The organism is Vibrio sp. V30_P3S12P165 (assembly GCF_009904905.1).
Classification (GTDB): Bacteria; Pseudomonadota; Gammaproteobacteria; order Enterobacterales; family Vibrionaceae; genus Vibrio; species Vibrio fujianensis.
The window spans coordinates 1-24600 of sequence record NZ_WXWH01000073.1 but is presented as its reverse complement, the minus strand read 5'-3'; the positions used below and the strand labels follow the sequence as shown (position 1 = coordinate 24600).

Sequence of the window (24600 nt, the reverse complement as noted above, 5' to 3'; positions counted from 1 at the left end):
CATAACAAAAATGTGTGATGCAAATCGGTTTCCTTTGAAATTTCTGTTTTTGTTACTCGTTTTGTTGTGATGGCTATCACTTATTGTTACTGGTGAGTGGGCTAGAGTAGCGCTGTACCCAATACTAACGATGCGCAGAATAAGCCGCGATGAAGGAGTTACTTATGTCTCAAGCTGTATTTCACTTAGGTGTTACTCAGGCCGATTTGAATGGGGCCACGTTGGCCATTATTCCCGGGGATCCCGCACGAGTACAAAAAATTGCCGAATTAATGGATAACCCTGTCTTTTTAGCCAGTCACCGTGAATATACGCTCTATCGTGCTGAGCTTGATGGCCACGCTGTGGTGGTGTGCTCAACCGGGATTGGAGGCCCTTCAACGTCTATTGCTGTTGAAGAGTTAGCGCAATTAGGTGTTCGAACTTTCTTGCGGGTCGGAACCACTGGCGCAATTCAACCTCATGTTAATGTGGGGGATATGATTGTGAGTACTGGTTCGGTTCGCCTTGACGGTGCTAGCCTGCACTTTGCCCCAATGGAATTCCCAGCGGTAGCTGACTTTGACGTTGCGACTGCCATGAAAGCAGCGGTACTGGAAAGCGGTGCAACCGTACATATGGGAGTGACGGCATCAAGTGATACTTTTTATCCAGGCCAAGAACGTTATGATACCTTCACCGGACGTGTCGTTCGCCGTTTCCAAGGTTCGATGAAAGAATGGCAAGAAATGGGCGTGCTTAACTTTGAAATGGAATCCGCCACTTTATTAACCATGTGTGCGAGTTCTGGGTTAAAAGCTGGCTGTGTGGCGGGGGTGATCATTAACCGGACACAAAAAGAGATCCCTGATCATGCAACATTGAAAGAAACGGAAGCGCGTTCTATCAGAGTGGTGGTCGAAGCGGCTCGTAAAATGCTCAAATAAATAATCGCTTCAAATCCATAAGCACCGAATTCACGGTGCTTATGGATCGCTTTAAGAGCGTTAAGCCAGAACTAATTTAGGTAATGGTAGGTATAAGCTCTCTGTTAGATCCGTTAACATTTGATCGTACACGTCGGCGATACTCAGTGAAATTTCTGAGGTGAGTTGATAAAAAGCTTCAGGTTCCATAATGAATGCCTGCGCATCTTGTAACTCCGTTAAGCGATGCATCGCCTGACCACCGGCTGGTGATGCAATAGACAACGGGCTAATGAGTGCCAACTGGTTGAGTTTTCGATGCACAACTCCGCAATAATATTTTAGCCGAGCGCGCCCTTCCTCGGTATGCATCTCCTCAATGCACATCCGTAGTTGAGTTAATGCATCCATGCTGTCAAGTACTTGTTGCCAGTTCATATGATATTCATCACTCAAATCTTCTCGGTTCGACTCGACTAGCCAAGCCAACATGACTTCATCTAGTAAGAATAAGCAGTGACGAATCGCTTTACCATGCAGCATTTGGTTACGAGAAATGCTTCGCTTTTGCCAATCATTGGCTAGCCCTTTCAATGTCAGCTGTAAAATCCGATAGATAGGTTTATTATCAAAATGTGCAGTGGCAACTAAACGCTCTGAATTCTCTTCAATCTGTTGCTGTAAGTGTTGTAATTCTGTCGACCGGTCTTGGCCAAACATCAAGCTGTGATGTGTAGCACTACGATGCTGACGACATAAGAAGAGTAACTGTCGTAAATTGATTAATAAGGTGTATTTCCGCTGTAAAGCCGACTCTTTTTGTTGGGTAAATAAGTACATCAAATACAAAACGGCGATAGAGATAAGCATTGAAATAAAAACAAACATAAGCGACTCCTTGTTTATGTTAGTCACCATTAAAGGAGTTGCATGCTTGATGCCAATATTTTATGGCTAATAAATCAATAGTTTAATTTGCTTTATTCGTTAAACTCGCACCGTGTTGGTGCGATATGCTCGAAAAGAGGGATTGAAAAAAGAAAAAAGCCCCTAGTACCGATAAGTCATAGGGGCTAACTCACTAGGGTCAACAGACCCTAAAGCTGACGTTCTCTGGAATGAGTTACATTACACGCATACCAGGTTGGGCACCCTCATGTGGTTCTAAAATCCACAGCTCACGACCACCAGGGCCAGCGGCTAAGATCATCCCTTCTGATAGACCAAACTTCATTTTACGTGGTTTCAAGTTAGCGACCACGACGGTATATTTTCCGACCAGATCTTCTGGGTTATATGCTGCTTTAATGCCAGAGAAAACTTGACGTGTTTCACCGCCAATATCTAACTGGAATTTCAGCAATTTATCCGCTTTCGGTACCGCTTCACAAGCAAGAATTTTCGCGATACGTAGGTCTACTTTAGCAAAATCGTCAAATTCGATTTCTGCGCTAATGGGATCTTTGCTTAACTCCGTTTGCTGTGCTTTAGGTGCAGCGACTTCTGCGGCAGATTTTTCAGCAGCAGCTTCTTGTTTTGACGCTTCGATCATGGCTTCAATGTGCTTAGGATCAATACGATTAAATAGCGCTTTGAAGGCAGTGATCGGATGATCTGTTAAAGGCTGAGCAATGCCATCCCAAGTGAGCGTTTGATTTAAGAAGGCTTCAGAGCGTTCAGCGAGTGATGGCATGACTGGTTTTAAGTAAGTCATCAACACGCGGAATAGGTTGATACCTACGGTACAGATCTCTTGCAGTGTTTGATCTTGGCCTTCTTGTTTTGCTACCACCCAAGGGGCTTTTTCGTCCACGTATTGGTTGGCTTTATCCGCGAGTGCAGTAATTTCACGAATGGCACGGCTAAACTCACGATTTTCATACAGCTCGCCAATGCGATCCGCGGCGGTAATAAACTCATGGTATAACTCGGGCTCTGCGAAATGAGCCGATAATTGACCGTCAAAACGTTTAGCAATAAAACCCGCATTACGAGAGGCTAAATTGACGATTTTATTGACGACGTCGGCATTCACACGTTGTGTGAAGTCTTCCAGATTCAAATCCAGATCATCGATCCGGTTATTGAGTTTTGCCGCATAGTAGTAGCGTAAACACTCAGGTTCGATATGTTTAAGGTAAGTGCTGGCCTTGATAAATGTCCCTTTCGACTTAGACATTTTTGCGCCGTTGACGGTGACATAACCATGCACAAAAATGTTAGTCGGTTTACGGAACCCACTACCATCTAACATCGCTGGCCAAAATAGGCTGTGGAAATAGACAATGTCTTTACCAATAAAGTGGTACAGCTCCGTTTGGCTGTCTTTATGCCAATATTCGTCAAAGTCTAAATCATTGCGCTTGCTGCAAAGATTTTTGAATGACCCCATGTAACCAATCGGCGCATCGAGCCATACGTAGAAGAATTTGTTGGTTTCACCGGGGATTTCAAACCCAAAATAGGGTGCATCACGGGAAATATCCCACTGATGAAGACCCGACTCAAACCACTCTTGCATTTTATTGGCGGTTTCTGTTTGCAATGAGCCGGAGCGAGTCCATTCTTTAAGCATCGTTTCAAACTGAGGAAGATCGAAGAAGAAGTGCTCCGACTCTTTCATAATGGGAGTGGCACCAGAAACGGCAGAACGAGGGTTGATCAGATCAGTTGGGCTGTAGGTTTCCCCACAAGCATCGCAGTTATCGCCATATTGATCTTCTGACTTACATTTCGGGCAGGTTCCTTTCACGAAGCGATCTGGTAAGAACATCTCTTTTTCTGGATCGTAGAGCTGAGAAATGGTGCGACTAGTAATAAAGCCATTTTTTTTCAGTTGCAGATAAATATAAGAGGCGAGTTCTCGGTTTTCTTCACTGTGTGTGCTGTGATAGTTATCAAAACTGATATCAAATCCAGCGAAGTCTTTTTGGTGCTCTTCACTGACAGCAGCGATCATCGCTTCCGGTGTCATATCCATCTGCTGTGCTTTAAGCATAATTGGCGTGCCGTGAGCGTCGTCAGCACAGATGAAGTTTACGATATTGCCGCGTAGGCGTTGGTAACGCACCCAAATATCCGCTTGGATATGCTCAAGCATATGACCTAAGTGGATTGAACCGTTAGCGTACGGAAGGGCACAAGTTACCAGTAGTTTCCTTGGAGAAACCGTTCTTGGTTCAGTTGCCATACTTAATTATTCGCTATATTTGATAGGTATTGAAAGTAATGGTTAATACTACCTGATGACGCTACTGACGCCAAGGTAAGAGTCGAGATAAGACTTTATCTTTTTAGGGTTCAGTGTCGTGAAAGAGAGTGGTAGCATGAGCAAAAAAGGAGGGCTTATGCTCACATTTACGTCCAAATATGATTTTTGTTCTTGGCTCACTCAGTTTTCTCACCCCAACTTGATTGATGACTGGGCGCATTCTCCGAGTATTGTCTCCGTATCCGCGAGCGGGAAATTTGAAATACAGATCCCATTTGCAGCTCAAGCATTGGTTACAGAATTGCAGCAGTGGATTGTTCAGCAACAGAAAACACAACAGGTCGCCTGTTTTGATTATCAGATTTCGGTTACACCTAAAGCTTTAGTGACCCAGGTTGCCAATCGTATTAAAGGGGTTAAAAATATTATTGCGGTTACCTCTGCCAAGGGTGGGGTTGGCAAATCCACCACGGCTGCAAACCTAGCATTGGCGATTGCGGGCAGTGGGGCGAGGGTTGGCTTGCTTGATGCGGATATTTATGGCCCTTCGGTTCCGATAATGTTTGGTGTGCAAGGCGCGAAACTTGAAGTGCGTGACAACAAATGGATGCTGCCCGTGCAAGCGCATGGTATTTATACCCATTCCATCGGTTATTTAGTCGATAAAGCTGATGCCGCTATTTGGCGTGGGCCGATGGCTTCTAAAGCTTTATCTCAGTTGCTAAATGAGACCGAATGGCCCGATCTCGACTATTTGGTGATTGATATGCCACCAGGCACTGGTGATATTCAATTAACGCTCTCTCAACAAATTCCGGTAACGGGGGCGGTGATTGTGACAACTCCTCAAGATTTAGCCCTAGCCGATGCACGTAAAGGTGCAGCCATGTTTGAGAAGGTAGAGGTTCCGGTGGTTGGGCTTGTGGAAAATATGAGCTACCACATCTGCAGTCATTGTGGCGAAAAAGAAGCGATTTTTGGTGTTGGTGGTGCGCAGACATTAGCGGGAGAATATGGCTTAGCACTATTGGCTCAGATCCCTTTGCATATTCATATGCGAGAAGATATTGATGCTGGTAAACCAACAGTCGTCGCTCGTCCTGACAGTGAACATAGTCAGATCTTCTATATGCTTGCCGAGCGAATTTGCGCCAGCTTGTATTGGCAAGGCCAAGTAAAACCAGAAATGATTGACTTAACGTTCGTGGATTAAGTCTCAGTTTTTAGCGGTGAATGTTGACACCGCTAAATTTATTTTTGTGAAAATATTTTCCAAACAGCAAGGTAATCGTTTGCCTTGCTGTGAATTTATTCAAGATAAGAAATTACGGGTATTTTACTGATTTACGAACTGGTATCTGTAGGATGAACTCCCTATAATCAGGCGGTTTATCTTCATTCCTCACATACACGTATCGGGTACACTCAACCATGTCTGATAATAATCAATGCGTCATCATCGGTATTGCTGGCGCTTCTGCTTCTGGGAAAAGCCTTATCGCGAGTACCATTTATAATGAACTTCGCGCCAAAGTAGGCGACCATCAAATCGGTGTAATCACGGAAGATTGCTATTACAAAGACCAAAGCCATCTGAGTATGGAGGAACGTGTCAAAACGAATTACGACCATCCTAATGCTTTAGATCACGATCTTTTATGTGAACACCTGCAAACCTTAGTCCGAGGTGAAGCGGTAGAAGTTCCAGAGTACAGCTACAGTGAACATACTCGAACGGCCAACACCACGTTATTAACACCGAAGAAAGTAATTATTCTTGAAGGTATTTTACTGCTGACAGATCCTCGTTTACGCGACTTAATGCACGCCTCAATTTTTATGGACACCCCTTTAGATATTTGTTTATTACGCCGCGTAAAACGTGATGTAGAAGAACGGGGCCGTACGATGGAATCGGTATTAAAACAGTACCAAAAAACCGTTCGTCCGATGTTTCTGCAATTTATTGAACCGTCAAAACAGTATGCGGACATCATCGTTCCTCGTGGTGGAAAAAACCGCATCGCGATAGATGTGCTGAAAGCACATATCGCTAGATTGCTAAAATCATAAATTTAACCGATAGTTGACTTTATATTTTTCCGTATTAGTGGCACTTTAAGTGCCACTTTCTTTATCTCGTCAAGCAAGGAAAAGCAGATGAAAAAACTGTCCCTGTTTATTGCTATGCTGCTGGTGATTGTCGTCGGTGCTATTGCAGCGTTAGTTATTTTTGTTAATCCTAATCAATTTAAGCCACTGATTGTGGAGCAAACAAAAAAACATACCGGACTTGAATTGGTTATTGATGGTGATATTCACTGGACATTTTTTCCATCGATTGGGTTAGAGCTTGGTAAAACTGAACTTAAAAATCCTATCGGGTTCACACAAGCAAATTTATTTAAAGTCGATCGTGTCGGTATCGAGCTAGCGGTGATGCCATTGTTTGATAAACAGTTACAGATTGGTAATGTTCAGCTTGAAGGCGCTGAAATGTATCTGGAAACATTAAAAGATGGCCGCTCAAATATCGATCGTGTCGCCAAGCGAACCAGCACAGAGAATACGCAGCAAACTGCGACGAAAGCCGATCATACCGAAAGCGGAACTAGAAGCTCAGAATCAGAAATTACCAGGACTGAAAATGCTTGGACAATCAATTTAGCGGGTGTTTCAGTTAAAGATGCTCGCTTGGAGGTTAATGATCAGCAAACAGCGACATATATAAAGTTATACGATGTGCAATTAATGGTTTCCGAATTTGCTGCTAATCGATGGGCTACAATTGATTTTTCTGCACAAGGTAGCAACAACCAACAACAATTTGGTGTGGCTGGCCAAGCAGAAATCAAGTTATCAGAAAATTATCAACACTATGCTTTGCGTAATATTGCGTTGAATGCACATTTTAATGATGCTGCCACTCAGATAGAGGCCATAAAACTGGAAATGGCTACGTTTGAGTTTGATAAGGCCAATTCGCTCGCTTTCTCTGTGCAAGGAAAAGCGGCGGACTTGCAATTGGATGTGGCAGGAAAAACAGCTTTAGTGGTTGATACTGCGATTTCAACCATCTCTATTGATGAATTAGATTTGCTTGCCCATTTACAAGGGGAAGCATTACCTCAATCGCCAATGCAAGTGGCAATGAATGCCTCTTTCTCTTTTGATATCGAGAAAAATTCACTCAATCTGATTGTAGAAAAACTGGCCGCTAACGCGCTAGAGTTGTCGGGAAAGGCAAGTGTACTATTGAGTGATATTCCACAAGTTCGCTTTACATTACACAGTCAACATATCGACCTTGATGAATTTTTGGGGCTAGGTCAATTACACACTGAATCGGTTGGAAATGCTCAATCTACTCAGAATTTGCACACAACGCCATCAGCATCAGCGCAAGAGGTTGAGCCTGATTTATCGGCTTTGAAAGGAATGGATATGATTGGGCAGATCACGATAGACCAATTAAAAGCCGCCAATGCCAAACTGCAGAATGTACAGACTCGTTTCTCTATCAATCGAGGAGTGATTGATCTCAGTTCGCTAACGGCTGAACTTTATCAGGGTAAAGTTCAAGCCAGTGCTCAGGTCGATACGCGTCAGATACCCGCAACCTATCGCGTGAAAAATACGGTTACAGGGGTGAAAGTTCAACCCTTACTGGCCGACGTGCTGAAGAATGGACTGTTAGAAGGTACCGGTAATATTGATGTGGTTCTGCAAGGCAAAAGCTTGACTCCAACGGGTATCCAGAAAAATTTGCTGGGAACGGTGGCAATTCGATTTACCGATGGGGCTGTTAATGGCATTAATGTCGCGCAGTTGATTCGTACCCATTACGCTAAACTCAAAGGGCAAAAAATCGATGAATCAGATACGGTCAAGAAAACCGATTTCAGCGCGATGAGTGCGACGCTGAAACTGAACAAAGGTGAAGTTTCTACCTCCAATCTAACCATGCAATCTCCACTACTGCGTATTCATGGAGAAGGAAAGGCGAATTACTTACAAGAAACGGTTGATTTTCTTGTCCGGACATCAATTGTTGGCACATTAAAAGGGCAAGGTGGTAAAGACATTGATGAGCTGCGTGATGTAACGATACCTGTTCATATTTCAGGTCAGTGGCTTGAGCCTAAGTTTCGCTTGGTATTTGATGACGTCTTGAAACAAAAAGCTCAAAAAGAGATCGATCGAGGCATAGAAAAATTAGGTGGCAAAATTAAAGATGAAAAAACCAAACAAGCTGTAGATAGTTTACTTAAAGGGTTACTGAAACATTAATTTTATTTTCTTGTTACACGGTTAACGCTAAGGCCGTGACTTTGTGCACGGCCATGATATCGCTTACTGATAGGATCACTGTCGCGTGAGCGGCTAGCAGGATCAAGGCACCTTACCAGTCTATTCCTTGTCGTGCTTTGATTCCTGCATCAAAGGCATGTTTGATGTTTTTTACTTCTGATACTGTATCCGCAATTTCCACTAAAGATCGATGCGCGCCGCGGCCAGTAATGATCACTGACTGTGTTGTTGGTCGTCCTATCAGTGCATGCAGCACATCCTCTAGCTCAATATAACCGTAGCTGAGCATATAAGTCAGCTCATCAAATAACACCACGTCTAATGCGGGATCTTTAAGCATGCGTCGACACTCTTGCCATACTTGCTGGGCCGCTTCGGTATCGGCTTGTTTATTTTGTGTTTCCCAAGTAAAGCCTGTCGCCATGACGTGAAATTCGACTCCAAGTTTTTCGAGTAGGTTACGTTCGCCGTTTTCCCAAGTTCCTTTAATAAATTGTGCTACCGCACATTTTTTGCCATGGCCGACGGCTCGAGCAATGGTACCAAAACCAGAGGTGGACTTTCCTTTACCATTGCCAGTGATCACCAGTAATAGCCCTTTTTCTTCTTGGGCTTGTGTTATGCGAGCATCGACCTGCTGTTTGAGTTTTTGCTGACGAGCTTGGTGCCGCTGTTGTTTGATATCGCCGTCGGACATGGTTTTTCCTTTTTAGGTTGGTAAGGATTTATAGTAGCTTAACTTTATCCAATGAAACACGGTCTAAAATTATGGTTTTATATGATAAGGGTTTTATATTATCAGGTAGCACACTGTGAAAAAGAACATCGGGATACGTTGCGTCAGCAGACCCTAGATATGACCTCAAGGTGGGGTCTAGGATCAAATTAATGAGAGAAAAAGTTGGCGGCATAGCCGATAGCAGGCTAATGTTAAAGTAGTGGATCGTTGATACACCTTTGCTTGCACCCAAAGACTGAGGAATTCTCCTCAGTCTTTTTTTATGCTGCTGTGGCTAGGGTCAAACAACCCCTAGGACTTTAGAAGCGATAGCTGGCTTGTACGCCTAATAACCAGACATTACCACTTACTTTTCCGGAGTAGGTACCCGCAATAGATGCCGCCGTTTCGTCCGACACTTCCCTTGGCTCGTCGAGGGAGGCTTTTTTGGCAAAAATATAAGTAAAACCGGCATCTAACGTAAGTTGTTTGGTCGCTTGATAACCCGCACCCACACTTAACCAAGTTCGAGAGGTTTCTGGAATAGTCGCGGTACGATATTTTGTACTTACCGCTGATAAGTCGTAGGCAATGCCTGCGCGTAAGGTTAAATCTTGATCCCAAATGTAGCTGGTGCCTAACGCAAAGCGGTAGTTATCTTTCCAGTTTTCCGACTTGATTAAATCACTTGAACCATCATTAAACTCAGCGGTAAGTTGATCAAAGCTGCTCCAATCTGTCCAGTTAATGCTACTGTGAATCGCCCACTGTTCGGAAAGCTGATGAAAACTAGCCAGTTCTGCTGTTGCGGGTAGTGTGATGGAAAGCTGCCCAGGCTTATAGTTACCATAAGTTATGCCTTCCGCATGGCCTTCAAAATCCATCACCACTTCCGATTTATAGCTCAAGGCCACTCGGTGCTGTGGATTAATTTGCCATGTGGTGCCAACTTGCCAGCCCCAACTGGTGTCATCACCTTCCATATATTTTAGGGTTGAACCTTGGGGAAGGGATACTCCAGGCCCAATGAAGTTTTTCTCTGGCACCCTAGCACCAAAATGGCCTTCCCCCATCACATATCGAACACCTCCGCCAATACTGACCGTTTCGGTTAATTGATAGCCTAAGTTTAGGTTGGCTTCCATCGTTTTGATCATGGCTTCGTCACCAAAATGACTGGCTGCAAAGCCTGATAAATCGGTTTCCATGCCATAGTTAGTTCCTAGTGCTAAGCCTAGAAATACCCGTTCATTCATTTGATGAGAGAGATAAAAATTAGGAATAACCGCGTCATTGGCATAGTCAGACGCATTAGCGTGAGAGACAACATTGTGAAAATTAACAGTCCCATTCACATCCACATTAGGATTGACATAAATCGCACCGGTAGAGACTTGTGTGCCAAAAAGATAAGTCAACATCGCTGGATTGCGCCATTGTGCGCCGGCATTATCCGCCATCGCAGCTTCTCCTGCATACGCTCGCCCTAATCCGGTGGCTGAATATTCAGCCAATTGAAAACCCGCGGCAAGTGAGGCGGAGGAGAGTGTCATCAAACCACAGGCGATAGCGGTGGTAAGCACGGTACGATTTATTGTCATGATAATGTTCGCTGAAATATTCTAATAGGTGGTTGAGAATTTTAACCACCGGAACGCGATGCTAACAATGAAAAACAATAAAATGGGATTTTTTGATTTTATATTTTGCTTATGTTTATTTATTTAGTTTTTTATTCTATTGCGTGAGGTGGGGTGATTGTTTTTCAGCGAACACATGTAGGGTGTAAGTGGGTGAAACCAGTACATCTGTTCGCTTAAATGAGAGAAATTAAGATGATAAAAATAATAAAAGGGCTGATACTTCAGCCCGTTATATTTAAGTTTGATAATGATTCTTGACTAAAACGTACGGCTGTATTGTAAGCCCATTAGGATTGCATCAGCTTTGGTTGTTGCTGATATAGAGGACGCCGGAGTGCTTTCGTTGACTTTTACATCTTTTCCCATCAAATAGGTAAAGCCAAAATCTACATTAGATTTCTCATCAAGGTGATAGGTAAAGCCAGCTGAAAACCACTGACGATCAGAGTCAGGAACCGATATTGAGGTGATCTTATCTTGTGCACTGGTGTCATACATATAGCCAGTACGCAGTGTCCAATCACGGTTTAGGTAGTAGGTTCCACCAATTGAATAGTGCCAGCCATCTTGCCACTCGTATGCTTTTTCATTAATGTTTTGATTTTTAAATTTTAACTTATCAAAAGCACTCCATCCTATGTATTGGACGCTATAGTGGATGGCAAAGGCGCTGTCTTCTAAGCGATGATATCCAGAGAATTCAGCCATATCAGGTAATGGTAGTTTGACCTCTTTATCGCCATCTTTCGCGGTGATTTCTGGCGTGTAGCGGTAAGATAAGCCAAAGCGGTTATTTTCATTTAGCTCAAAAACTGTACCGATATTAAAACCGACTCCAAAACCATCTGCTTTATCTATATCAACTAACTGTCTACCATTTAAAGCGTTTAAAAGCCCAGTTTCTGGATTAATAACAGGGCCAGTATAGAAATCATCTCGGAAAGCTCGTTTCAATGTTCCTTGCCCATAGATCAGATCGAGACCAGCACCGATGCTCCACTGTTTATTGATACGATAAGCGCCGGATAGACCGAAATTGACACTAAGAATTTCCGTTTCACCACCGAATTCGTTTGCGGTATATCCTTTACCAAAGTCAGTACGAGTACCAAAATTTGAGTAAATATTAGCTCCCCATGAAAATTGTTCATCGATAGGTACGATAAGATGAATATTAGGAGCGACAGAGGTAGTACCTGCATCATTATAGTCAGCAGAACTCGCTCCCATGGGCCCGGTATAGGTAGCGTTTTTCACTTTTATTTTTGAGGTGATCGTTTCAAACCCTAATGATAAAGCTGTTTTATCAAAGAGGGTCATTGTCGCTGGGTTACGTGACATGACAGAGGCATTGTCCGCGATAACGGCATCGCCAGCAAAAGCACGGCCAAGACCGGTAGCTGATTGTGCGTTGAGCTGGAATCCTGCTGCGATCACTTGTTGGGTAGTAAGAGAGATAGTCACCGCTAATAGTGACTGCTTAAACAGACGCGTCTTGTTCATTGGATCTTTTCCTTTTTATATCGCCTCTAGTTGGGCGTTGTGTTGAGTTTTTACTCATTTGGTGGCTGATACTAGACGCTAGTATAGAAGATAGAAATCCGACCATTGGCTAATGTGTATTTAAAGTTTAAAATATGATGCGTAATTGGCATTAAAATGTAACAAAATGGCTTTTTATAGAGTTAAGGCTCTATAAAAAGAAGGGAATAAAAGAGCAGATTTGATCATAAAAAGTAAAATGGCGTAAGACCAGCTTACGGCTGTTCAAATTTGTTCCAGACAAATTTGTCACTCCCTTGCTGCCTACCTGTAACTTCCAGTCGTTTGGCTATAAGTTGTTTTGGATCAATTTTTGGTCTCGTAAGGGGCGAAAAACGGGGATAAAATTGATCTAATTCAAAATATCTTATGGGTAAGCCGCTATATTAACACTTGTCATCTCGTTAGTCCTTGTGACTGACACGTTGAGCAAGATGACACTTCCTTTTGAAGGCTGACTTTACTTTCTCCTAATCAGGAAACTGATTATTTCAATTGGCGTAAGTTAATTGCTTTTATATATTCCGACCACACAGTCTTGTGTGGTTTTTTTTTGCCTTCCTTTCGTTGCCGGAATCACGTTTATTTAAACACTTGTTTGATTTGTGTAACAATTTGATTACAATGCTTGTCAGGTCTGACCTCTTATTTTAAGGAGAAATAATGGGCAAGCAGGAAGTGAAAACCCGTTCTGGTGAACGTGTCGCGATTGTTGCAGGGCTACGAACGCCATTTGCACGCCAAAGTACCGCCTTTTCTCAAACTCCCGCAGTAGATTTAGGCAAAATGGTCGTGAGTGAACTGCTTACTCGCACCGATATCGATCCCCGTTTAATAGAGCAAGTGGTGTTTGGGCAAGTCGTACAAATGCCTGAAGCCCCTAATATTGCCCGAGAAATTGTATTAGGCACAGGCATGAATATTAGCACCGATGCTTATAGCGTGACTCGGGCTTGTGCAACGAGCTTTCAATCTGCAGTCAATGTGACTGAAAGTATTATGGCCGGTACGATAGATATTGGCATTGCTGGAGGGGCTGATTCTTCCTCGGTTTTACCAATCGGTGTTTCAAAAAAACTAGCTGCAAGTTTATTGGCATTAAGTAAAGCTAAAAACTTAAGTCAAAAGTTCGCTATATTAAAATCACTTTCAATCAAAGATCTGAGGCCGGTTCCACCTGCGGTTGCTGAGTATTCGACAGGGCTTTCAATGGGACAAACCGCCGAACAGATGGCAAAGTCACATGGCATTTTGCGTTCAGATCAAGATGCCCTTGCTCACCGCTCTCATACGCTTGCAGCCAAAGCATGGCATGAAGGAAAAATTAACGGCGAAGTGATGACGGCATTTCCTGAGCCTTATAAGGCATGGATCGACAAAGATAATAATATTCGTTTTGATTCGAGCCTTGAAGGCTATGCAAAATTACGTCCGGCGTTTGATCGTCAGTATGGAACGGTCACAGCGGCAAATAGTACCCCACTAACTGACGGCGCAGCCGCTCTGATCTTAATGCGCGAAGGGCGAGCCAAAGCGCTGGGATTGCCGGTGATGGGGTATATTCGCTCTTATGCATTCTCTGCAATTGGCGTTGAAAAAGATATGTTAATGGGGCCTTCTTTTGCCACTCCTATCGCGCTAGATCGCGCTGGTATTGAACTGAGCGATTTAACATTAATTGATATGCATGAAGCTTTTGCCGCGCAAACGTTAGCGAACTTGAAAATGTTTGCGAGCGATCAATTTGCTCAACAATATTTAGGACGCAGCCAAGCTATCGGTGAGGTTGATATGGACAAGTTTAATGTGTTAGGTGGTTCAATTGCTTATGGCCACCCTTTTGCTGCGACAGGAGCCAGAATGATGATCCAAACATTGAGAGAATTGCAGCGTCGTGGTGGTGGATTAGCACTCAATACTGCTTGTGCTGCCGGTGGATTAGGCGCAGCCATGATTTTGGAGGTTGAATAATGAGTGAGGTAAAAGCATTCCACTTAAAGATCGATGATCAGCATATTGCATGGCTGTCAATTGATGTGCCCGGAGAAAAAATGAATACCTTGCAAGCGGCTTTTGTACAAGAAATGCAAGGGGTTTTTAAGCAATTAGATGCGCAAAAAAAACAGCTCAAAGGGTTGATCATTCATTCATTAAAACCTGATAACTTTATTGCCGGCGCTGATGTGCGAATGTTAGATGCGTGTCGTTCAGCTTCCGAGGCCCAAGCATTAGCCACTCAGGGACAACAGATGTTTCAACAGTTGCAAGCTTTTCCTTTTCCTGTGGTGGCAGCTATTCATGGTCCCTGTCTTGGTGGTGGGCTTGAATTAGCATTAGCTTGCGATTATCGCGTGTGTAGTGATGATGATAAAACGCGATTAGGTTTACCTGAAGTGATGTTAGGGCTGCTTCCTGGCTCTGGAGGCACTCAACGTTTGCCTCGTTTAATTGGTTTATTACCCGCGTTAGATTTAATGTTAACCGGTAAACAGATAAGAGCGAAAAAAGCGAAGAAGCTTGGGGTGGTGGATGCCTGTGTCCCTGAAAGTGTTTTGCTGGATGTTGCGCGACATTTTATCGGTGATAAAGGTAAAAAACGTAGCCAAGTAAAGTTACCACTCAAAGAAAAATTGATCGCCAATACTGGGTTAGGCCGTAAGCTGATTTTTGATCAAGCCCGTAAGAAAACGATGCAAAAAACACGGGGCAACTATCCAGCTGCCGAGGCCATTTTAGAGGTCATAGAAACCGGATTAGATCAAGGTTTAAAAGCCGGATTAGCCATAGAGGCCATACGTTTTGGTGAGTTGGTGATGACTCCGGAATCAAAAGCATTACGGTCTATTTTCTTTGCCACAACAGAGATGAAAAAAGAGTATGGAAGTGATGCCAAGCCTCGGCATATCCAGCGCATAAGTGTGTTGGGTGGTGGACTAATGGGAGCGGGCATCAGTTATGTCAGTGTTGCTAAAGCAAAGTTGCCAGTAAGAATCAAAGATGTCTCTAATGATGGGGTACTCAATGCCCTCAACTATAACTTCAAACTGTTTGATAAACAGCGTAAGCGCAAAATTCTCACTCGAGCTCAACAACAGGCTCAGATGATGAAATTGTCTGGCGGTACCGATTTTACTGGATTTAAACATCTAGATGTGGTGATTGAAGCTGTATTTGAAGATCTAGCACTCAAACAACAGATGGTAGCAGAGGTTGAGCGATACGCTCAGCCTGAGACTATTTTTGCAACCAATACTTCGTCCTTGCCGATAGCTAAAATTGCAGCGAAAGCAGCACGACCTGAGAATATTGTTGGATTGCATTATTTTAGTCCCGTCGAAAAAATGCCTTTAGTTGAAGTTATCCCTCACACTACCACTTCATCCGATACTATTGCGACGGTGGTTGCTTTAGCAAAGAAACAAGGCAAAACACCTATTGTTGTTAAAGATTGTGCTGGATTTTACGTCAATCGTATTCTTGCACCATATATGAATGAAGCGGCAAAAGTGTTGTTAGCAGGTGAACCGATCGAGCATATTGACAACGCACTACTTAACTTTGGATTCCCAGTCGGGCCCATTACTTTATTAGATGAAGTTGGGATTGATGTCGGATCGAAAATTATGCCTGTGTTGGTAAATGAGCTTGGGCCTCGTTTTCAAGGGCCAGACGTGTTTGAAACGCTACTTAACGATAATCGAAAAGGACGAAAAACCGGCAAAGGATTTTATGCTTATCAAGGGAATAAAAATAAAAAAGTGGATAAATCGGTTTATAAACTCCTTAATCTAACCCCAGAATCGAAGTGGAGCGATCAAGAGATAGCTCTACGTTGTGTTCTGCCAATGTTGAATGAAGCGGTTCGCTGTTTGGATGAAGGGATTATTTGCTCCGCAAGAGATGGGGATATTGGTGCTATTTTTGGTATCGGCTTCCCTCCATTTTTGGGCGGGCCTTTCCGTTACATGGATCATCTCGGATTGAAAGCGCTAGTCGAAATGATGAATCAGCACGCACTGAAGTATGGTGACCATTTTGCTCCTTGTGAAGGGATAGTGACTCGAGCGGGGCAAGGCGAAACCTTTTACTGACCTGCTTTTCAATGCACAACCTACACCATGAAATGAAAAAGGGAGCGGTGTAAATACTCGCTCTCTTTTTCATCGCTTGCTCCTTACTATTAAAAGCTGCAGTGATGTAGGCAAAGACGGTTTTAATGAATATGGTAAGCAATGACAAAGTCAATGAATATGCGCACTTTTTCAGGTAAATGATCTTTGTGGTTGTACAGCATATAAATATCCCGAGGGTTAGCACTCCAATCCGGTAAAACACGAACTAAACTGCCATCAGCAAGAAACTCTTTTAGCATGACATCAGGCATTAACGTGATTCCTAGCCCATCAGAGCATGCACTACGAATTACATTGAGTGCGTTAGACTGAAAGCGTCCCGGATCATTATTAATCACGTGTTCGCCTTGGCTGTTAACCAATTGCCACTTGAGCAAAGGCTCACCTTTTAATAACGAATGATGAGAGAGATCTTCAGCATGGGCGGGTTCTGAGCGTTTTATCAGATAGTGAGGGCTTGCGACCAAAATATCTTTAACTTCACCAATTTTTCTAGCAATTAAGCTGGAATCGCGTTGAGGCCCAACTCGGAATATAACGTCCCATTCGGTAGGGTCTAATTGGTCGGCATGATTACTGGTCGTAAGCTCAAGATTAATCTCTGGATATTGATGCATGAACTCATTGAACATCGGCATCATCATGCGCTTAGTTAAGTTGGAAGGGGATGAAAGACGAATCGTTCCCGATGCACCACGGCATTCGTCGGTAATTTCTTCTGTCATCGCGGCGAGGCGTTCAAGTAATGGTGAGCAATTTCGGAAAAAACGTTCTCCTGCTTCTGTTAATGATAATTTACGTGCATGACGATTTAACAACCGAAGATTTAAAGAGTCTTCTAGTGCCTGAATACGTCGAGTAATGGTCGCTACGGGAATCATCGTTTTACGAGATGTGGCGGTGTAGCTACCATGTTCGACAACCAGTCGAAAGAGATTGAGATCATCTAATTTCATTATTCCTGCCACATTATTTTAATAATCTAGGTAATTTATACGGATATCTTCGTTTAAAGGTTGCGTCACATCAACATGTTGGACGATTCGCGATATTCCATACATATAGTATGTAACCGCGACAAAAAGAGGAATATTTGTGTAAATCGTCTTTTGTGACTATTTTGTAAGTAAGCGAGAACTTCCTTTTATCGTGCTAACGATGCTCTATAAACAGAACAAAGTGCGGCAATTAGGGGGTGATTAATACAAATAATTATCAATACAATAATATCATGGGTTATAGGCAGCCAGCGCTAATTTACGCTAAGTCGCTAATCACATCGTAAGGTCGACACCATGTACAAAGACTATATTAGAGAGAATCGGCGCACAGAAAAACCGCCAGAACAGGATACGTTGATTATGCTGGTGGATGATGACCCTATTTTTAGGCGAGTGACCAGTGGTTACCTTTCTGCGCAGGGATATAAAGTTGTTGAAGCGGAAGATGGCCTTGATGGGCTGATAAAATTACGCAGTAATGACCCTGATTTGGTCTTATGCGATCTGTCGATGCCAGTGTTGAACGGCATCGAATTTGTTGAAGAAGTTAGCCTTGAGTATCCGTCATTACCGCTAATTGTGGTTTCAGCTACCGACGAAATGTCAGAAATAGCCAAAGCGCTGCGTTACGGTATTAAAGATTTTTTACCAAAACCGATTGGTAACCATGAATATTTACGCTGTGCAATCAAAAGTACCTTGGAAGATACTACTCATCATTTGAGTGACCAACGCGACTTTGCCAGTCAATGGTTTCGAGTCGATGGTGGTGGTGATATTCCAGAAGAGCAAGAGCTTCATTGGCATCTAGAGTATTTACGAGAAAATCCCAATACCGCAAAAGAGCTATTACAAGCCTTGCTACCAGAGAATGATACGTCACAAGGCATCTGGAAATGCAGCTATCGCTTATTACAATCAACGGATGTGATGCCTTTAGTCTTTGATTATGCATGGTTGATCAATGGGCAACTGATTTTTTACATTATTGATTCATCCAGTGATAAAGAGTTAGGTGTCGCGAGCACATTACTAATTCGGGCATTATTCAATGATTATTTACGTAATTTACGCCACCATAATGCTGATTTGAAGGAGTTAGCCGCGATTTTTGAACGAGGGATTGAATGCTCTGAAGGCGGAGCGCCGATTGATGCGTTGTTTGGCTTAGCAGACTTAACCGATGGAACGGTTTCACTGTTACCTGCTGGCTTGCCTTGCCAGTGGTCAAACGGTTATATCATGCACTCGGTCAATCCTGGTATTAAATTGGGAGAAAATTGCTTAAAAAACTTCATCACCAAGGATCTTCCAATCCATCGAGGATGCCAAATCTCAGCAAGTTGTATCGGCGCGAGTAGCTTTACGTTGGATATTTACCAAGGCATTCAAAGCTAGGCTCAACAGACCCTAGGGTGGATCCAGTGTTTGAGGAATAGTAATATAGTTTCCTTATCCCTTTCTACTTGAAGCTGAAGCGGTGTTGGCTAGGTTCGTTTACCCTAATCACATCGTTTGCCTATGCTCATGGGGATTTGCTCACTTGCCACCAACCTGCAACTTCAAGCCGTTTAGGTATAGTTAAAGCGGTTGAGACGTTGGCTTAGCGTTGTTTATCACAAGCATATCGGTGTATTTATACTCATGAGGCCTATCATCAATATTCGTCATTTGATACTTAACTTTGTTGGTGGGCTGAGTCTTTTGCTTGGCATTTTGGGTATTGTGCTACCGCTTCTTCCTACCACCCCTTTTATTTTATTAGCCAGCGCTTGTTTTTTTCATGGTAGCCCTAAGTTTTATTATTGGTTAAATCATCATCGCGTATTTGGCCCAATTCTAGTTCATTGGCAGCAGCATCGTGCCGTTTCAAGGCGAGTGAAGCGGCGTGGTTGTTTGTTGATTTTGGCTAGCTTCACATTGTCGATTGTCGTGGTGTCTCATTTGTGGTTGAAAATTCTGCTCTTTATCGGTCTTATGGTGCTGATCGCTTGGTTTGTCCGTTTACCGACGTATGAGCTAGTTGCTAATCAACCCAAAAATCACTAGCATTATGGCGAAGTGTGCCCGCTCTTCGAGTGGGCCTTTGTTTTTCGTATGCACATCAGTGAATGTGCATAAAATTCTAATTATCATCAATAGCCTCAGCTGTGATGAGCCAATCGAAGTTAATTGAGCTATGACAACCGAAACTCTCTCTTTTATTAAATCAAGCATCAAGAGTATCCAAGACTATCCCAAACCTGGCATTTTATTTCGTGATGTCACCAGCTTATTGGAAGATGCTAAAGCTTATCAAGCAACCATCCAGTTACTGGCTAAAAAATATCAACCCTTAGGATTTGATAAGGTCGTTGGTACCGAAGCCCGCGGTTTTTTATTTGGTGCACCACTCGCACTAGAGTTAGGGGTTGGATTTGTTCCAGTCCGTAAGCCCGGGAAGTTACCGAGAGAGACACTCGCGCAGTCTTACGAATTAGAATATGGTACAGACACATTAGAAATTCATGTCGATGCGATTAAACCCGGCGACAAAGTGTTGTTGGTTGATGATCTACTGGCGACGGGTGGAACCATCGAAGCAACAACGAAGCTTATTCGCCAGCTTGGTGGTGAAGTTGAACATGCCGCTTTTGTGATTAATTTACCAGAAATTGGTGGGGATAAACGCCTCGAACGTTTAGGGTTACATGTGTTTAGTATTTGTGAATTTGAAGGTCATTAATTAGCCCAAGGGAAGGTTTCATGAGTTATCTAGCCTTAGCACGAAAATGGCGGCCCACCAAGTTTAAAGAAGTTGTTGGTCAAGCGCATGTATTGACGGCCTTAGAAAATGCCTTAATGCAAAATCGACTTCATCATGCTTATTTATTTAGTGGTACTCGAGGGGTAGGTAAAACAACCATTGGACGCTTATTTGCTAAAGGGTTGAACTGCGAAACGGGAATCACCTCGACACCTTGTGGGCAATGTGCAACATGCAAAGAGATTGATCAAGGTCGGTTTGTTGACTTACTCGAAATTGATGCCGCTTCTCGGACGAAAGTAGAAGATACTCGTGAGCTACTAGATAACGTACAATATAAACCCGCTCGAGGTCGTTTTAAGGTTTATCTGATTGATGAAGTTCATATGCTGTCTCGGCATAGTTTCAATGCGTTATTAAAAACGCTGGAAGAGCCGCCTGAGTATGTCAAGTTCTTATTAGCAACGACCGATCCACAGAAGCTACCGGTTACGATTCTGTCACGTTGCCTACAATTTCATCTTAAACCCATCGCAGTTGAAAAAATCCAACAGCAACTTGAGCACATTTTGCAAGCTGAGCAGGTAGACACTCAGCCTAAAGCATTGTCCTTGATAGCGCATGCTGCAGATGGCAGTATGCGTGATGCATTAAGCTTAACAGATCAAGCAATTGCGTTAGGTAACGGACATATACATTATGACGCCGTAGTGCATATGCTCGGCACTTTAGATACCGATCAGGCATTGACTTTATTACAAGCGATTAGCAGTAAACAACCGCAAACGGTGATGAGTTGTATTGAATCACTGGCTGATTATGGTGTGGATTGGGATGGTTTACTACAGCAGTGTGCAGCACAATTACACCGTATTGCTATGTGCCAAGCTTTACCATCTAGTGTGGATAAATCACTGCCTGATGCAGAGAAAATTAGCAGTTTAGCCAATGCGTTAGCACCACAAGATGTTCAGTTGTACTACCAAATTGCGTTGAAAGGGCGAGAAGATCTTCCTCTCGCGCCGACAGCGCGGGTTGGTATTGAGATGATCATGCTGCGTATGATGGCTTTTCGGCCTTCACAAGTTTCGGTGGTCCACCGGTTTGATCCTCAACCCGAAACGAATGCGATGCCTTCACCTGCATTGCAGGTAACCCCTTCGGTTTCATCGGATCCTCAAATACCGGTAGAGACACAAGTCGCGCCGATGCCAATGTCTTCATCTGTGTCTTTAGAGGAACAGCAGCAAGCACAAGAAATTACGCCAGTTACCCCGAATTCGGCGCAGGATACCACTTCTCCAGTGGTTGGATTAAGACATCAACTTCGCTCACAGCGTCAAGGGCTTACGTCTAAAGGAAACGGGCCAAAAAAGCCTAGTGCGGCATCTGTAACACCACAGTCGGTATTAGAACGAGTGGCTCAACGTAGCCAAACACCAGCGGTGCCGATGTCGCCAAATTTCCAATCCACAGAGCAAACCCAGCCTGATGAACCCATGTATCAATGGCGTCCTTCAATCGAGTCGACCTTGGTCTCTGCAACGAAACGAGATCTAACGCCAACCGAAATCAAACAAGCATTAGAGCATGAAAAAACACCAGCAATGGTTGAAACGTTGATTGCTGAGTCTATCCAATCTGATGAGTGGGCAGCTTTAATTTATCGATTAGAAATCGCAAAACTCGTTGAGCAGCTTGCTTTAAACTCTACATGTATAAAACAAGGCTCATCCATCGCATTAACCTTACGTCCTTCCCACGCACATCTAAATACGGATAAAGCGCAAAGTGAGCTGTTACAAGCCATAAACAAGCAGTTGGGAGAAGAGTGTCACCTAACCGTGGTAATCGGCGAAGAGGGAGAAACTCCGTTAGAGTTAAGGGAGCGTTTGTATCAACAAAAACTTTCTTTTGCGCTAGAAAGCTTAACACAAGATCCGAACGTACAATTTATCGAGCGTCGCTTTAATGCAGTCTTGGATAAACAAAGCGTTCGACCTATTTAGCGATAATGGGGTTGAGATTTGTCAGTTTTATCCCCACTTATTTAACACAATTGAAAAACCAGAGAGATAACTATGTTTGGTAAAGGCGGTATGGGTAACTTGATGAAGCAAGCCCAACAAATGCAAGAACGCATGCAAAAGCTGCAAGAAGAAGTGGCGAATATGGAGATCACCGGAGAATCTGGTGCAGGGCTGGTTAAAATTACCGTAACGGGTAGTCATAGTGTCCGTCGTGTCGAGATTGATGAAAGCTTAATGGAAGATGATAAAGAGATGCTAGAAGATCTCATTGCTGCCGCTTTTAATGATGCTTCTCGTCGAATTGAAGAAACTCAGAAAGAAAAAATGTCAGCAATTACCGGCGGTATGCAGCTTCCACCTGGTATGAAGATGCCATTTTAACCTTGAGTATTATCAATGCGTAGCAGTTATATGCTGGAGCATTTGATGGAGGCCTTACGTTGTTTACCTGGGGTTGGCCCCAAGTCAGCGCAACGTATGGCCTTTCATTTGTTACAGCGAGATAGAAAAGGTGGTTTACAACTCGCAGATGCGCTTAGCCAAGCGATGGTTGAAATAGGCCACTGCAAAGAATGCCGAACATTTACCGAGGAAGAGGTCTGTCATATTTGTCGTAATGCGAAAAGGCAAGAAAATGGACAGCTTTGCGTCGTAGAAAGCCCAGCCGATATTGCTGCTTTAGAAGCAACGGGACAATATTCTGGCCGTTATTTTGTCTTAATGGGTCACCTTTCTCCACTCGATGGGATTGGCCCCAGTGATATTGGCCTTGATGTGCTTGATTTTCGTTTGCAGAAGGGGGGAATCAGCGAAGTGATTCTAGCAACGAACCCGACGGTAGAAGGAGAGGCGACAGCACACTATATTGCAGAGCTATGCCATGAACACCAGATATCGGTTAGTCGTATTGCTCATGGGGTCCCTGTTGGTGGTGAATTAGAATTAGTGGATGGAACAACATTATCTCATTCATTACTCGGGCGACAAAAAATTCAATCCCATCTTTAATTCCATCCAATCATCTCAAGCTTCACTTTTGAGTGGGAGCTTTGAGATGTTCATCTCACCATGCATCATATGGCAAGACAAAAGATAGATTTATATTAATCAGTGACTTTTTAAGTGTTTTGCTCTAGAAACATCAAGTTTTGTAATGCTTGTTGCTGAGTTTCTCCACAGATACTTGAGCAGGGTTTGAATTGATGACAGACCGCTGGCCGTTCTGGTTTACCAAATAGTTGACACAAATTTTGCTCATTAAGCTGAATACAACGTACTCCAGCGGGCTTGCCTTTTGGCATACCCGGAATTGCTGATGAGATGCTCGGCGCAATACAGCAAGCACCACAACCAAGTCGACAATCCATTTTTTTACCTTTACAGATACGGTTTGCGTAAGGTTGCCGATCCTAACAGATCAAGTGGTAATACGCAGTAAAATCACGCTATATGGCTTGAAGTTTGTAAGATGGAGGGGTATAACACCTGACCCCAATACGTTGATAAAAGTAAGGTGCTATGAGTATTCCATTTTGGCAAAGCAAATCATTAGAACAGATGACAGAAGCAGAGTGGGAGTCACTGTGTGATGGTTGTGGTAAGTGCTGCTTGCATAAGCTAATGGATGAAGATAGCGATGACGTTTATTACACCAATGTGGCTTGTAGTTGGTTAAATAATAAAACGTGTGCTTGTAAAGATTACCCTAATCGCTTTGAATCAGGGGAAGAGTGCCTCAAGCTTACTAGAGATAAGATTGATGAATTTAACTGGTTACCCGAAACCTGTGCCTATCGGTTACTGGCTGACAGTCGGCCGCTTCCTGAATGGCATCCGTTAATTACTGGTTCTAAAGCGGCGATGCACGCTGCTGGTGAAAGTGTCCGCAATAAAGTCGTTTATGAAATTGATGTGATCGATTTGTCAACGATCACCGAAAACTGATCCACTTTTAGCTTAAAAACGATCAATCAAAATTGATCCACCCTTTTACTCAGGTATTGCTCCTGAGCGTCGTTTATCTTTCAATCGATAACTATCACCACTTAACTGCAAAACATGCGAGTGGTGAAGCAGTCGATCTAACATCGCTGCCGTTAATGTCGCATCATCGGCAAATGCGCTAGGCCATTGGCCAAACGATAAATTGCTGGTCAAAATAATACTGCCATACTCATAGCGCTTAGCGATCACATTAAAAAATAGGTTGGCTTCTTCTCGCCCAAACGGCAGGTAACCGATTTCATCAATGATCAATAACCTTGGAGCCATCACAGAGCGAGAGAGGTATTGCTTCAGCTTGTTTTGTCGCTTAGCGGTCGATAATTGCAGCATCAAATCAGCGGCGGTGATAAAGCGCG

The 24600-nt window shown here is 43.4% G+C and carries 21 protein-coding genes; 13 read left to right on the top strand and 8 right to left on the bottom strand.

Annotated features, from left to right (window positions below; all coding sequences use genetic code 11):
- The first annotated feature begins 164 nt into the window (after nt 1-164).
- Nucleotides 165-926 carry a uridine phosphorylase gene (gene udp, locus CAG57_RS13830; RefSeq protein ID WP_099611378.1) on the top strand — a complete coding sequence of 254 codons (762 nt, stop codon included), beginning with the start codon at nt 165-167 and terminating at the stop codon, nt 924-926.
- 60 nt (nt 927-986) lie between these two features.
- On the opposite strand, the gene CAG57_RS13825 is transcribed toward udp, so the two are convergent.
- Both CAG57_RS13825 and metG read right to left on the bottom strand, forming a co-directional pair.
- On the bottom strand, nt 987-1793 hold the full coding sequence (locus CAG57_RS13825; protein ID WP_099611377.1) for a hypothetical protein: 807 nt from the start codon (nt 1791-1793) through the stop codon (nt 987-989).
- Nucleotides 1794-2028: 235 nt separating this feature from the next.
- Entirely contained in the window at nt 2029-4095 is a 2067-nt protein-coding gene (gene metG, locus CAG57_RS13820) for a methionine--tRNA ligase (protein WP_161428048.1), read from the bottom strand.
- Between the two features lie 157 nt (nt 4096-4252).
- Here metG and apbC point away from each other — a divergent pair, with 157 nt between their 5' ends.
- The 3 genes from apbC (at nt 4253) to CAG57_RS13805 (ending at nt 8406) form a co-directional block, all read left to right on the top strand.
- Entirely contained in the window at nt 4253-5329 is a 1077-nt protein-coding gene (gene apbC / locus CAG57_RS13815; protein WP_099611375.1) for an iron-sulfur cluster carrier protein ApbC, read from the top strand.
- 218 nt (nt 5330-5547) lie between these two features.
- Nucleotides 5548-6189, top strand: coding sequence for a uridine kinase (gene udk / locus CAG57_RS13810; protein ID WP_099611374.1), 642 nt, complete (start codon nt 5548-5550; stop codon nt 6187-6189).
- 87 nt (nt 6190-6276) lie between these two features.
- Complete coding sequence (locus CAG57_RS13805) at nt 6277-8406, top strand: AsmA family protein (protein ID WP_161427766.1); 2130 nt, start codon at nt 6277-6279, stop codon at nt 8404-8406.
- 112 nt (nt 8407-8518) lie between these two features.
- Here the strand turns inward: CAG57_RS13805 and cobO are convergent, their stop codons facing one another.
- The 3 genes from cobO to CAG57_RS13790 form a co-directional block, all read right to left on the bottom strand.
- On the bottom strand, nt 8519-9124 hold the full coding sequence (cobO, locus tag CAG57_RS13800) for a cob(I)yrinic acid a,c-diamide adenosyltransferase (protein ID WP_161427765.1): 606 nt from the start codon (nt 9122-9124) through the stop codon (nt 8519-8521).
- 341 nt (nt 9125-9465) lie between these two features.
- Nucleotides 9466-10746: an outer membrane protein transport protein gene (locus CAG57_RS13795; protein ID WP_099611371.1), complete on the bottom strand. Its 1281-nt coding sequence runs from the start codon at nt 10744-10746 to the stop codon at nt 9466-9468.
- 300 nt (nt 10747-11046) lie between these two features.
- A complete protein-coding gene (locus CAG57_RS13790) occupies nt 11047-12291 on the bottom strand; it encodes an outer membrane protein transport protein (RefSeq protein WP_161427764.1) in 1245 nt (414 codons plus the stop codon).
- A 702-nt stretch (nt 12292-12993) separates the two neighbouring features.
- Here CAG57_RS13790 and fadI point away from each other — a divergent pair.
- Both fadI and fadJ read left to right on the top strand, forming a co-directional pair.
- Nucleotides 12994-14301 (top strand): acetyl-CoA C-acyltransferase FadI, encoded by a 1308-nt coding sequence (fadI, locus tag CAG57_RS13785; protein WP_099611369.1) that lies wholly within the window; start codon nt 12994-12996, stop codon nt 14299-14301.
- A complete protein-coding gene (gene fadJ, locus CAG57_RS13780) occupies nt 14301-16421 on the top strand; it encodes a fatty acid oxidation complex subunit alpha FadJ (RefSeq protein ID WP_161426844.1) in 2121 nt (706 codons plus the stop codon). The genes fadI and fadJ overlap by 1 nt, the downstream gene beginning before the upstream one ends.
- A gap of 122 nt (nt 16422-16543) precedes the next feature.
- Here fadJ and CAG57_RS13775 read toward each other — a convergent pair whose 3' ends face one another.
- On the bottom strand, nt 16544-17419 hold the full coding sequence (locus CAG57_RS13775) for a LysR family transcriptional regulator (protein ID WP_161431015.1): 876 nt from the start codon (nt 17417-17419) through the stop codon (nt 16544-16546).
- Nucleotides 17420-17758: 339 nt separating this feature from the next.
- Between CAG57_RS13775 and CAG57_RS13770 the strand changes: the two genes are divergently transcribed.
- From CAG57_RS13770 to recR, 6 genes are all read left to right on the top strand, one after another.
- Nucleotides 17759-18862 (top strand): response regulator, encoded by a 1104-nt coding sequence (locus CAG57_RS13770; protein WP_099611366.1) that lies wholly within the window; start codon nt 17759-17761, stop codon nt 18860-18862.
- 246 nt (nt 18863-19108) lie between these two features.
- The gene (locus CAG57_RS13765) at nt 19109-19513 is read left to right on the top strand and encodes a YbaN family protein (protein ID WP_099611365.1); all 405 of its coding nucleotides are present in this window, start codon (nt 19109-19111) and stop codon (nt 19511-19513) included.
- Nucleotides 19514-19643: 130 nt separating this feature from the next.
- On the top strand, nt 19644-20189 hold the full coding sequence (gene apt, locus CAG57_RS13760; RefSeq protein WP_099611364.1) for an adenine phosphoribosyltransferase: 546 nt from the start codon (nt 19644-19646) through the stop codon (nt 20187-20189).
- A 20-nt stretch (nt 20190-20209) separates the two neighbouring features.
- Entirely contained in the window at nt 20210-22219 is a 2010-nt protein-coding gene (dnaX, locus tag CAG57_RS13755) for a DNA polymerase III subunit gamma/tau (protein WP_161427417.1), read from the top strand.
- A gap of 72 nt (nt 22220-22291) precedes the next feature.
- Nucleotides 22292-22621: a YbaB/EbfC family nucleoid-associated protein gene (locus CAG57_RS13750; RefSeq protein ID WP_099611362.1), complete on the top strand. Its 330-nt coding sequence runs from the start codon at nt 22292-22294 to the stop codon at nt 22619-22621.
- Nucleotides 22622-22636: 15 nt separating this feature from the next.
- Entirely contained in the window at nt 22637-23248 is a 612-nt protein-coding gene (gene recR / locus CAG57_RS13745; protein WP_099611361.1) for a recombination mediator RecR, read from the top strand.
- A 110-nt stretch (nt 23249-23358) separates the two neighbouring features.
- On the opposite strand, the gene CAG57_RS13740 is transcribed toward recR, so the two are convergent.
- Nucleotides 23359-23607 carry a YkgJ family cysteine cluster protein gene (locus CAG57_RS13740; RefSeq protein ID WP_099611360.1) on the bottom strand — a complete coding sequence of 83 codons (249 nt, stop codon included), beginning with the start codon at nt 23605-23607 and terminating at the stop codon, nt 23359-23361.
- Between the two features lie 151 nt (nt 23608-23758).
- Between CAG57_RS13740 and CAG57_RS13735 the strand changes: the two genes are divergently transcribed.
- On the top strand, nt 23759-24184 hold the full coding sequence (locus CAG57_RS13735; protein WP_161430931.1) for a YcgN family cysteine cluster protein: 426 nt from the start codon (nt 23759-23761) through the stop codon (nt 24182-24184).
- Nucleotides 24185-24229: 45 nt separating this feature from the next.
- Here CAG57_RS13735 and CAG57_RS13730 read toward each other — a convergent pair.
- Nucleotides 24230-24600: ATP-binding protein (locus CAG57_RS13730; RefSeq protein ID WP_161433685.1), on the bottom strand; the 371-nt coding region annotated here is incomplete at its 5' end.